At 74.3% G+C, this 11,245-nt stretch carries 10 protein-coding genes; 5 read left to right on the top strand and 5 right to left on the bottom strand.

Going from position 1 to position 11,245, the window contains the following annotated elements:
• Window positions 1–439: 439 nt before the first annotated feature.
• On the bottom strand, window positions 440–1,543 hold the full coding sequence (locus ABZ719_RS32730) for a mechanosensitive ion channel family protein (RefSeq protein WP_366728790.1): 1,104 nt from the start codon (window positions 1,541–1,543) through the stop codon (window positions 440–442).
• A gap of 347 nt (window positions 1,544–1,890) precedes the next feature.
• Between ABZ719_RS32730 and ABZ719_RS32725 the strand changes: the two genes are divergently transcribed.
• On the top strand, window positions 1,891–2,427 hold the full coding sequence (locus tag ABZ719_RS32725; RefSeq protein ID WP_037859785.1) for an HNH endonuclease: 537 nt from the start codon (window positions 1,891–1,893) through the stop codon (window positions 2,425–2,427).
• A 50-nt stretch (window positions 2,428–2,477) separates the two neighbouring features.
• Here the strand turns inward: ABZ719_RS32725 and ABZ719_RS32720 are convergent, their stop codons facing one another.
• The 3 genes from ABZ719_RS32720 to ABZ719_RS32710 are packed head-to-tail and all read right to left on the bottom strand — an operon-like array spanning window position 2,478 to window position 5,067.
• On the bottom strand, window positions 2,478–3,842 hold the full coding sequence (locus ABZ719_RS32720; protein WP_366728789.1) for an ABC transporter permease: 1,365 nt from the start codon (window positions 3,840–3,842) through the stop codon (window positions 2,478–2,480).
• A complete protein-coding gene (locus tag ABZ719_RS32715) occupies window positions 3,839–4,528 on the bottom strand; it encodes an ABC transporter ATP-binding protein (RefSeq protein WP_366728788.1) in 690 nt (229 codons plus the stop codon). The genes ABZ719_RS32720 and ABZ719_RS32715 overlap by 4 nt, the downstream gene beginning before the upstream one ends.
• Window positions 4,525–5,067, bottom strand: coding sequence for a PadR family transcriptional regulator (locus tag ABZ719_RS32710; protein WP_366728787.1), 543 nt, complete (start codon window positions 5,065–5,067; stop codon window positions 4,525–4,527). Before ABZ719_RS32710 ends, ABZ719_RS32715 begins: the two co-directional genes overlap by 4 nt.
• A 300-nt stretch (window positions 5,068–5,367) precedes the next feature.
• Between ABZ719_RS32710 and ABZ719_RS32705 the strand changes: the two genes are divergently transcribed.
• From ABZ719_RS32705 to ABZ719_RS32695, 3 genes are all read left to right on the top strand, one after another.
• The gene (locus ABZ719_RS32705) at window positions 5,368–5,646 is read left to right on the top strand and encodes a hypothetical protein (protein ID WP_366728791.1); all 279 of its coding nucleotides are present in this window, start codon (window positions 5,368–5,370) and stop codon (window positions 5,644–5,646) included.
• On the top strand, window positions 5,647–7,911 hold the full coding sequence (gene malQ, locus ABZ719_RS32700) for a 4-alpha-glucanotransferase (protein WP_366728786.1): 2,265 nt from the start codon (window positions 5,647–5,649) through the stop codon (window positions 7,909–7,911).
• A gap of 82 nt (window positions 7,912–7,993) precedes the next feature.
• A complete protein-coding gene (locus ABZ719_RS32695) occupies window positions 7,994–8,254 on the top strand; it encodes a hypothetical protein (protein WP_366728785.1) in 261 nt (86 codons plus the stop codon).
• A gap of 177 nt (window positions 8,255–8,431) precedes the next feature.
• On the opposite strand, the gene ABZ719_RS32690 is transcribed toward ABZ719_RS32695, so the two are convergent.
• Complete coding sequence (locus tag ABZ719_RS32690; protein WP_366728784.1) at window positions 8,432–9,076, bottom strand: TetR family transcriptional regulator; 645 nt, start codon at window positions 9,074–9,076, stop codon at window positions 8,432–8,434.
• A gap of 530 nt (window positions 9,077–9,606) precedes the next feature.
• Between ABZ719_RS32690 and ABZ719_RS32685 the strand changes: the two genes are divergently transcribed.
• A complete protein-coding gene (locus tag ABZ719_RS32685) occupies window positions 9,607–11,160 on the top strand; it encodes an FAD-dependent monooxygenase (RefSeq protein ID WP_366728783.1) in 1,554 nt (517 codons plus the stop codon).
• Window positions 11,161–11,245: the final 85 nt, after the last annotated feature.

The raw sequence follows: 11,245 nt of genomic DNA, 5'->3' as shown, positions 1-11,245 counted from the left end.
CCCATCCGCATATCTCACACACCATGGGATACAGGCATCACTCCGGGTCCCTCACAGACTTCATGAAGGTTCACCCCGACGAGCCGAAATCAGTATGTGCGGGGGCTTGCGGGGTGGTTCTCGGGGGGTGGCTTCGGCGGCTCCCGGGGGAGGCCCGCCCCGGGGCCGCGGAGGAGTCGGGCCACCTCCTGGACTTCTGCGCGCCCGTCCGGCCCCGCTCGTCCCGCCCTGCCCCCCCCGGCCCCGCCGGACCCGGCACCTGGGCCTGGGCCTGCCTCCGGACCGGCCCCGTGCCCCTGACCCTGGCGGACCCGGCCCCTCGGCCCGGGCGCGCCTCCGGACCGGACCCGCGCCCGCCCCGGTCCCGCGCCCGCCCCGGCCCCGCCGGACCCGCGCCCGCTGGACTCCGCCCCCTGACCTTGCCCCCGCTGCCGTGCCTCTACTTGCCGGCCGCCGTCTGCTGCGGCGGGACCGGTGCGGGCGCCCTGGTCTCCGAGGACGCCGGTTCGGAGTGCACCGACGGGGCGGCGACCGCCGCCATCGGGTCGGGGGCCGACTCCTCGTCCACCGGGGCCGTGGCACCGCCCACGATACGGATGTCGGCCGCGTCGAAGGCGCGCTTGATGCGCCAGCGCAGCTCCCGCTCGACGGCCGTCGACTTGCCCGGCATCGTCTTGGCCGAGACCCGCACCACCATGGAGTCGATCAGCACGCTGTCCAGGCCGAGCACCTCGATCGGGCTCCACAGCAGCTCGTTCCAGGGCTCCTCCTTGCCCATCTTCTCCCCGACCTCGCTCAGCGTCGCCTTGAGCCGGTCCAGGTCCTCGCTCGCCTTGACGGTCACGTCCACGCCCGCCGTCGCCCAGCCCTGGGACAGGTTGCCGATGCGCTTGACCTCGCCGTTGCGGACGTACCAGATCTCACCGTTGTCGCCGCGCAGCTTGGTCACGCGCAGACCGACCTCGATCACCTCGCCGGAGGCGACGCCCGCGTCGATCGTGTCCCCGACGCCGTACTGGTCCTCCAGGATCATGAAGACACCGGAGAGGAAGTCGGTGACCAGGTTCCGCGCGCCGAAACCGACCGCGACACCCGCCACACCGGCGGACGCCAGCAACGGGGCCAGGTTGATCTGGAACGCGGACAGCACCATCAGCGCGGCGGTGCCCATGATCAGGAAGCTCGCCACCGAACGCAGTACCGAACCGATCGCGGCCGAGCGCTGCCTGCGCCGCTCGGCGTTCACCAGCAGACCGCCCAGGGCGGTGCCGCTGGCCTGCTGCGCGGTGCGGTTCATCCGCTCGATCAGCTTGGTGATGGCCCGCCGGACCACCACGCGCAGCACGCTCGCCACCACCAGGATCAGCACGACCCGCATGCCGATCGCCAGCCACGTGGACCAGTTCTGCTCGACCCAGCTCGCGGCCTGGTTCGCGCTCTCCTGGGCGTCCTGGAGCGTGGGCACCGTCACCGAGGGTGACTCCGAGGGGGACGGCGACGGTGACGAACCGGCGACGGCCGGCAGGACGGCGGACAAGGACACGGCAGGTACCTCCAGGTGCGTCCGCCCGCCGGCGCCGCGATCCGAACGCGGCGGTCGATATCGTCTGGGTCACGAAGAGGTCACCGGACGGGCAGGGCAACCACACTAACGGGGCACGGTGTGCGGGTTCCCGTGAAGTTTCGAGGCGGATCCCGTGGGCAAGGCGGGCACCCCGCTCTGATCAGGCCGTGTGGGCGGGCCGCGATCCGGGGGATGTATGAGGTGTGGTCGAAAACACTCCCAGCCCGTTACCGGGACATGGTGGCGCGTTCACCAGGCATGAGGGGAGACTGACTGCAGATCGTCCCGGCGCGAGCCACGCGCCGCCGGCGTACAAGGAGGCCCCTGTGCCGCATGTCCTGGTCCTCAACGCGTCGTACGAGCCCCTCGGCGTCGTACCGCTCCGCCGCGCGCTCGTCCTCGTGCTGGAGAACAAGGCAGTCTGCCTCGAGGAGTCCGGCGCCCATCTGCACAGCGCGACCGTCACCGTCCCCGCACCCAGCGTGGTCCGGCTCAAGCGCTTCGTGCGGGTTCCCTACCGGGGGCCCGTTCCACTGACCCGCAGGGCGCTGTTCGCGCGCGACGGCGGCCGGTGCATGTACTGCGGCGGCGTCGCCACCAGCGTCGACCACGTCATCCCGCGCTCCCGCGGCGGCCAGCACGCCTGGGACAACGTGGTGGCCTCCTGCCGCCGCTGCAACCACGTCAAGGCCGACCGTCACCTCGTCGAACTGGGCTGGCGCCTGCGGCACAAGCCGGCCCCGCCCACCGGCCTGGCCTGGCGCATCATCGGCACCGGGCACCGCGACCCGCGCTGGCTGCCCTACTTGCAGCCCTACGGCGCGGACGACGCCCTGGCCCGGATCGACGGCATCTCCGCCTGACGACCCGGGCTTTCGCGTCGGCGCAGGCCGTTCCTGACCGCACGCCGCCGCTACGCGTACCGCAGTTCCCCGGGCCGCACCGCGCGCCGCAGCAGCGGCAGGGAGGCCGCCGTGGCCAGGAGGCAGGCGGCGTAGACGCCGGCCGGGACCAGCAGGGCGGTGTACGGCACGGGCAGTCCGGCGCGGCCGCCGGCGATCCAGCCGTAGCCGAGGCCGATCGCCATGCCTCCCGCGCCCGCCACCAGGAGGGCCGGGGCCAGCGGCAGCGCCGTCTCCAGCAGCACGGCCCGGGCGAGCACCGCGCGCGGGACACCCGCGGCCACCTGTGCGGCCAGGCCCCGGCGGCGGGTCGCCAGGGCCTCGGCCGTGCCGGTGGCCAGCGCGGCGACCGCGATCAGCACGGCGAGCAGGACGGCGGCGGCCGTCAGGTCCAGTCCCGCAGCGTAGAAGGACAGGTCGGAGCCGAGCTGTCCCGTGCGCCGCAGGTCGTGCAGAACGGTCAGCAGCACGTGCCGTACGCCCGCGTACCCGGTCCCCACGACCGTCACCAGCAGGACCGCCGCATGGGTACGGGCCGGCGCCCACGGGTCCGCGCGCAGCCGCTCCGCCGCGATGAGCACGGCCGGTGACCCGGTGCGGGCCGCGAACAGCCGCCCGGTCAGCCCCGACAGAGTGCCGGCCAGCCAGATCGAGCCCGCGCCCACGATCACCACCCCACCCGGCACCATCAGGGCCGCGGACCCGAGCCACGCCGGCGAGCCGGTCACCGAGGCGTTGATCACCGCCGTCACCGTCACCGCCACGGACGCGCCGAGGAACAGCAGCCCCGGCCCGCGCCCCGACCGCGGCCGCCCCGCCCGGCCTGTCCGGCCGAGCGGGGCGGCCGGCACCCGGCGCAGCGTGAGGACGGCCGCCATCGTGCCCAGCACCGGCACACCCAGCGCCACCAGCGCCGCTCCGGCCCAGGCGAGGACAGTCGGGCGGTGCCAGTACGCCAGCAGGAGCGGCTCGGCGACCGCGACGGCGAGCGCCGAGCCCAGCAGGCAGGCCGGTCCGGTCTCCAGAGCGGCGATCCGCCGGACCCGGCGCGCCTCCGCGCCGGCCAGCCGCAGCGAGGCGAGCCTCCGGTCGCGCTGGACGGCGCCGATCCGGGCGCACTGGCCGAGGAAGCCGAGGACCGGGATCTCCAGGAGCAGCAGGGCAAGGAGCAGGCCGTGCCGCTCGCCCGGTCTGTCGAGCAGACCGTGCACGAGACGAGTGGCGTACTGCCCTTCGCCCAGTGCGGCCAGCGCGACGGCCGCCAGCGCCAGTCCCGTCGCGCACATCGCCCCCGCCGCCGTGAGCGCGATCCGCCACGACTCCCGACGGCCGGAACCCCGCACGAGCAGCCAGGCCAGCCGCAGGTCGGTCCTCATGCGTTCACCTCCAGCCCGGCCGGCGCGCCGTCCCGCAGCCGTACCTCGCGGTCGGCGTAGGCCGCCACCTGGGCGTCGTGCGTGATCACCAGTACGGCGGTGCCGGATTCGCGGGCGGTGCGCATCAGGGCCGTCATCACCTGCTCCGCCGCCAGGGAGTCCAGCGCCCCGGTCGGCTCGTCCGCGAAGACCACGGCCGGCCCGGTCACCAGCGCCCGTGCCAGCGCCACCCGCTGCGCCTGGCCGCCACTCATCTCGCCGGGACGCAGCGCGCCCTGGTCCGCCGCGCCGAACCGGTCCAGCCAGCAGGCCGCCGACTCCTGGGCCGCCCCCCTCGTGCTCCCGGCCAGCATCAGCGGCAGTGCCACGTTGTCCAGGGCCGTCAGTTCCGGGACCAACTGGCCGAACTGGAACACCACGCCGAAGTCGCTGCGGCGCAGCTCGCTCAGCCGACGCTCGGGCAGGGTGTCGACGCGTTCCCCGCGGTAGGTCACCGAGCCCGTGTCCGGCCGGTCGATGCCCGCCAGGCAGTGCAGCAGCGTGGACTTCCCGCTCCCGCTCGGGCCGGTGACGGCGAGGATCTCGCCCGCGCCCAGCTCCAGGCTCGCCCCGCGCAGGGCCGGTGTCCTGCCGTACACCTTCACGAGATCCCGTGCCACTACAAGGGGCGCCGGATGGTTGCTCATGCTCGGTCGACCTCCGCGGTCAGAGCGGTCAAGGTGGTGAGCCGGGCCTGCGTGGTGGTCATCCAGCGCAGGTCGGCGTCGAGGTGGTTGAGGGCGTAGTCCGCCGCCAGCACGGTCGCCAGACCGGTGTCCGGGGCGGTCTTGAGCGCGGTGAGTTCCCGCATCCGCGCCAGGTGGGCGGCCCGCTGCGCCAGCAGGTGGGCGGCCGGGTCGCCGCCGGTGAGGATCGCGACGACCACCTTGGCGAAGATCTCGTTCGTGACGAACGGGGCCGGCGAGGTGATCTGCCCGGCCCAGTCGGTCACTTCCCGCGCCCCGTCCCCGGTGAGCCGGTACAGCGTGCGTTCCGGACCGCCGTCGGCGTCGGTACCGACGACCTCGGCCAGGCCGTCCCGGACCAGCCGCTGCAGGGTCGTGTAGACCTGCCCGTACGCCAGCGGGCGGGCCTGCGGGAAGTGATCGTCGTGACGCCGTTTCAGGTCGTAGCCGTGGCTCGGCCCGCCGGCGAGCAGACCCAGCAGGATGTGACGGGTGCTCATGCGCTCAGTATGTACTGCGTATATGTACTGAGTGAATAGCTGCCGCACCGATCAACGGGCCGAGTCTCCGTGAGGGGCAGGGAATGGTGACGCTATGCCGGGTTTGCCCGGGTGAGGGTGGCGGGGAATGTGACCAGGAGCACGTAGTTCGCATTGGTGCGCCTGCCCTCGCGCGCACTGGGTAGGGCTGCGGTAATCCGCTCGATGCCGCACTTCGAACAAGGAGACCCCGTGACCGCACCCGCCCACCTTCTGCTCCCGGCCCTGTCCGACACCGCCCTGTCCGGCCCGGAGGCCGCCCTGCCCAAACCCGGGGCGGGACCGGCCTCCGAGCACCGGCCGCCCGCCGACCACCGCCCCGACGCGTCCACCCCGGACGACCTCCACCTCGACGAGCCGGAGACGGACGCCTTCACCGACGTCTTCACCTCGGAGGCCGCCTACGCCGAGGCCCCCCTCACCAGCGAGCCGCCGCTGCCCGACGCCGAACCGCTGACCAGTGAGCCGCCCTTCGCCGAGGCCGCGCCGCTGACCAGCGAGTCCACCGCCGACACCGACCCCTGCGGCGCGGAGCGGTAGATGACAGCGCCACGGCCGGCCGAGCCCTCCGGGGACGACGACCTCACCCGGCTCGCAGCGCTGCACGGCGTCGCCACCTCCTACAGCCCCTCACCGGGGCGCACGGTGGCCGCCTCGACCGCCGCCGTCGTCGCGGCGCTGGCCGCCCTGGACGTCGACGCGAGCAGCCCCGCGGCGACCCGCGCCGCACTCACCGCCCGCACGCGCGAACTGCGGGAACGCCTGCTGCCCCCCACCGTCGTCTCCTGGAGCGACGACGGCCCCGCGCAGGCCCTCGCCGCCCTGCCGGCCGGCACCCGCCTCGCCGTCGTCACCGAGCAGGGCGAGACCCGCCGCACCGCCGACGGCCTCCCCCCGGGCGTCCACCGCCTCACCGCCACCGCCCCCGACGGCCGCACCGGCGAGGCCTACCTGATCGTCGCCCCGCCCCGGCTCCCCACCCCGCCCGAACGCTCCTACGGACTGCTCGTCCAGCTCTACTCCCTGCTCTCCCGGCGCTCCTGGGGCATGGGCGACCTGGGCGACCTCGCCGAGCTGAGCGGCTGGGCCGGACGTGCGCTCGGAGCCGGTTTCGTGCAGGTCAACCCGCTGCACGCGGCCGTCCCCGGCACCCCCACCGACCCCTCGCCCTACCGCCCCTCCTCCCGCCGCTTCCCCGACCCCGTGCACCTGCGCGTGGAGGACGTCCCCGAGTTCCCCTACGCCACCGGCCAGGCGGACCGCGAACGCCTGTGCGCCCTGCGGGAACAGGCCGGACGACTGCGCGCCGACGTCCTCGGCAAGGGCGCCCTGATCGACCGGGACGCGGTGTGGGACCTCAAACGCCAGGCCCTGGAAGTACTGCACCGGGTACCGCTGGGCCCCGGCCGCGCCGCCGCCTACGACGCCTTCCGCGCCCGCGAGGGCCGGGCACTGCAGGACCACGCCACCTGGTGCGCGCTCGCCGAGGTGCACGGCCCCGACTGGAGCCGGTGGCCCGAGGGACTCAGGGACCCCCGCTCGGCCGACACCGCCCGCGCCCGCGCCGAACTGTCCGACCGCGTCGACTTCCACACCCGCCTCGCCTGGCTCACCGACGAGCAGCTCACCGCCGCCCAGCGCACCGCCCGCGAGGCGGGCATGCCGATCGGGATCGTGCACGACCTCGCCGTGGGCGTGCACCCCGGCGGGGCCGACGCCTGGGCGCAGCAGGACCACTTCGCCGCGGGCATGTCCATCGGCGCGCCCCCCGACGCCTTCAACGCGCGCGGCCAGGACTGGGGCCTGCCGCCGTGGCGCCCCGACCGCCTCGCCGGCTCCGGCTACGCCCCGTTCCGCCGCCTGCTGCGCGCCCTGTTCCGCTCCGCCGGCGCCCTGCGCATCGACCACGTCATGGGCCTGTTCCGGCTGTGGTGGGTCCCGCAGGGCCGCCCGCCCACGGAGGGGACGTACGTCCGCTACGACGCCGAGGCGATGCTCGCGACCCTGGTGCTGGAGGCCTCCCGGGCCGGGGCCGTGGTGATCGGGGAGGACCTCGGCACCGTCGAGCCCGGCGTGCGCGAGACCCTGGACCGGCGGGGCGTGCTCGGCACCTCCGTGCTGTGGTTCGAACGGGACTGGGACGGCGACGGCCGCCCCCTGCGGCCCGAGCGCTGGCGGGCCGACTGCCTGGCGACGGCCACCACGCACGACCTGCCGCCCACCGCCGCCCGCCTCACCGGCGAGCATGTCGCACTGCGCCACCGGCTCGGCCTGCTCACCTGCTCCCTGGAGGAGGAACGCGCGGAGGCGGCGGCCGACGCGGAGGAGTGGCTGGCGCTGCTGGGCGAACTCGGCCTGCTCCAGGAGGCCGGACACGACGAGGCGGGGCAGGACGGTCACCAGGCCGGCGGCCAGGCGGGTCACCACGCCGCGGACAGGGTCGGTGACCGGGGCGGTGCGGGGAAGGAGGCCGCGGCGGAGGCCCGTATCGAGGCCGGGATCCGGGCCGTGCACCGCTTCCTGCTGCGCACCCCGGCCCGGATGGTGGGCCTCTGGCTGCCCGACGCCGTCGGGGACCGGCGCCCGCAGAACCTCCCCGGCACCTGGTACGAGTACCCGAACTGGCGGCTGCCCGTCGCCGACGCCGAGGGCCGGCCCGTGACGCTGGAGGACCTCGCCGCCGCACCCCGCCTGCACGCGCTGACGGACGTGCTGCGCGCCGGGACCACGGGCACGGCGGCAGGCACGGGAGCGGACGGGGGAGTGGACGGGGGAGCGCGCGGTACGGCGGGGGCGGAGGGGTGAGCGCGGGGGCGCGCGGACAGTGGCCGCGTCCATACGGCACCCCGGACGCGCGCCCCGTTCCGGCGTTCGCTACTTTTGCATCGTGGACAAGAAGAACGCCCTGCGCGCCGGCACCCTGGCGGCCGGTACGACGCTGATGATGCTGCTCATGTCGTCCCCCGCGCTCGCGGTGACCCGCGACGACGGTGACGACCCCGGCAAGGGTCTGGGCGTCGCCGAGACGCTGGGGCTCTTCGTCGGTATCCCGCTCGCCCTGTTCGTGATCATCGCGGGTCTGGTCATGGTGCTGGACAAGTCCCGCAAGCAGCAGACCACCAGCCGGAACGTGAACGTCAAGGCCTGACGCCCACCTCCGGACACGGTCCGCCCGGACCTGTCGGTCCCCCACCGAGGGCGCCCGTCCCGCCCCGCGTACGCAACGCCGTACCGGGGCGGAACGGGCGCCCTCCGTGCGTTCTGCCGCCGGGCCGGCAGGGGCGGGGAGGCCGGCGGGAGTGAAGCCGTCCGGGGCCGGGAGCCGTCAGGGGCTGGGAGCCGTCAGGTACCGCTGCACGGTGGGCGCCAGCCACGCCAGAACCTCCTCGCGCGCCAGTGCGACCGCCGCCGGGATGCGCAGGACGTAGCGGGTGAGGGCCAGTCCGAGCAGTTGCGACGCGCACAGGGCCGCCCGCGCGGGCACCTGCTCGGGATCCGGGCACAGCGCGCGGGCGACCGGCAGCAACTGCTCCCGGAACACACGCTGCAACCGCTCGGCCCCGGCGGTGTTCGTGACCCCGACCCGCAGGATCGCCGTCAGTTCGCCGTTCTCCTCCCACAGCGCCAGGAAGTGGGAGACGAGCGCCTGGCCGGCCTCGTCACGGTGCAGCGCCGACGGGTCCGGCAGCCGCAGGTCGACGGAGACGGCCGCCGCGAACAGGCTCTCCTTGTTGCCGTAGTAGCGCATGACCATGGACGGGTCGATCCGCGCGTCCTTGGCGATCGCCCGGATGGTGGCCCGCTCGTACCCGTCCGTCGCGAACCGCGTCCGCGCGGCGGTGAGGATGGCGGCCCGGGTGGCATCGGACCGGCGGGCGGGTGCGGGTGCGGGGGCGCTGCCGGGGGTGGGTGTGGCGCCGGGGGCGGGAGTGGGCGAAGGGGCGGGGCGGGGTGAGGCTTGGCTAGGCATGCCAACAAACGTAGGCCAACAGACGTATTGCCAACAAGCGCAGGCCAATGGTCGTGCGTCAACGGGTGCTGGCCCATCCGCGTAGGTCAACGGTTGTGTGTCAATGAGCGTTGGCCCTTGCGCGCAGGGCAACGGTCGTGCCCTGCGCAGGCCAACGGTCGTGCGCCTGTGAGCGCTGGCCCACCTGAGTAGGCCTACGGCCGTGCGCCAACAAGCGTTGGCCCCTTCGTGCAGGCCAACGGCTGCGTGTGTGCCGCAACGGTTGGCCCACATGTGCAGGCCTACGGGTGTGTGCCCACAAGTGTTGGCGCGCAAGCGCCGGCCAACGGCCGCGGGCGAACGAGCGCGGGCCAACCAATGCGACCGCCCGCTGTTTGCCAACAAGTGCTGGGCTTCCTCGCGCAGGCCAACAACCGTATGCCCACGCACGTAGGCCAACAGTCGTTGACGCGCTCGCTTCCCCGAGTTACCTTGACAGTGGACGTCGGTCAACAACTGTTGGCCCACACGGATCCTTCGAGGAGGCCCCGATGAACCCTCCCGTCTCTCACGACTCTCAGGCCCCTCTCGCCTCTCAGGCCCCTGTAACCTCCACAACCTCTGGTACCTCACCGGCCTCACAGGCCGCCCCCGCCCCTCCCGCCTCGCCAGCGAACGCTCCCGTGATCGTCGTCGGCGCCGGTCCCACCGGGCTGCTGCTGGCCGGGGACCTCGCCGCCGCCGGAGTGCCCGTCACCCTCGTCGAGAAGCGCCCGCACCGGATCAGCAACCTCTCCCGCGCGTTCGTCCTGCACGCCCGGACCCTCGAAATGCTCGACGCCCGCTGTCTCGCCGATCGCCTGGAGGCCGTCGGCCGCCCCCTGGACCGGCTGCAGCTCTTCGGCCGCCTCGCCATCGACCTCACCGCCCTGCCCTCCCGCTACCGTCACGTCCTCGTCCTGCCGCAGTACGAGGTGGAGAAGGTGCTGGAGCGGCGCGCGGCCGAGAGCGGGGTGGACTTCCGCTACGAGACCGAGGTGACCGGGCTGTCCCAGGACGCGGACGGCGTCAGCGTGGAGGTGCGGGACGCCGGCGGGCGGACCGGGACGTTGCGGGCTGCGTACGTGGTCGGCGCGGACGGGATGCGCAGCGCGGTGCGGGCGGCGGTCGGGCTGCCGTTCCCGGGGCGGTCGGTGATCCGATCCGTCGTCCTGGCGGACGTACGGCTGGCCGAGCCGCCCGAGACGCTGCTGACCGTCAACGCGGTCGGGAACGCCTTCGCCTTCCTCGCGCCGTTCGGCGACGGCTACCACCGCGTCATCTGCTGGCGCCGCGACCGTGACGTGCCCGACGACACTCCCGTCGGGCTCGACGAGGTCAAGGAGATCACCCGGCTCGCCCTCGGCCGCGACTTCGGCATGCACGACGCCCGCTGGACCTCCCGCTTCCACAGCGACGAGCGCCAGGCGCCCGCCTACCGCGTCGGCCGGGTCCTCCTCGCCGGGGACGCCGCCCACGTGCACAGCCCCGCCGGCGGCCAGGGCATGAACACCGGCCTGCAGGACGCGGCCAATCTCAGCTGGAAGCTCGCCCAGGTCGTCACCGGCCGCGCACCCGATGCGCTCCTGGACACCTACCAGGCCGAACGCCACCCGGTCGGCAGGGCCGTGCTGCGCAGCAGCGGCGGCATCGTGCGGCTCGCCATGGCCAGGCGTCCCTGGACCCGGGCGCTGCGCGCCGCGCTCGTCGCCGTTCTCGACGTCTTCCCGCAGGCCCGCCGGCTGGCCGCCGGTCAGGTCACCGGGATCGCCTACCGGTACCGCGCGCCGCGCGGCTCCCACCGCCTCGTCGGTGTCCGGGCTCCGGACGTGGCGCTCGCCGGGGGCGGCCGGCTCTACGAGGCGCTGCGCGGCGGCCGCTTCGCCCTCGTCACACCGGACGCCCACGAGGCGGGGGAGGGCCGCGCCGGGCGGCTGGCCGTCGCACGCTGGGCGAGCGGACGCCGTACGGCTCTGCTGGTCCGCCCCGACGGCTACGTGGCGTGGGCGGCGGACACGGCCGATCCGGCCGCGATCGAGGCGGCGCTCGCCACCCACGTGGGCTGACCTGCGGGAGCATCAAAAAGGGGGTGCCGCCCCACGACCGTCTCCCTCCTCTACCTTTCAGGTGGGCTGAAAGGAATGCTCGAAA

The sequence above is a fragment of the Streptomyces sp. NPDC006743 genome, from assembly GCF_040703815.1.
In the GTDB taxonomy this organism is placed as follows: domain Bacteria; phylum Actinomycetota; class Actinomycetes; order Streptomycetales; family Streptomycetaceae; genus Streptomyces.
Note: the sequence above shows the minus strand (reverse complement) of the source record. Positions and strands in the feature narration are given on the sequence as shown.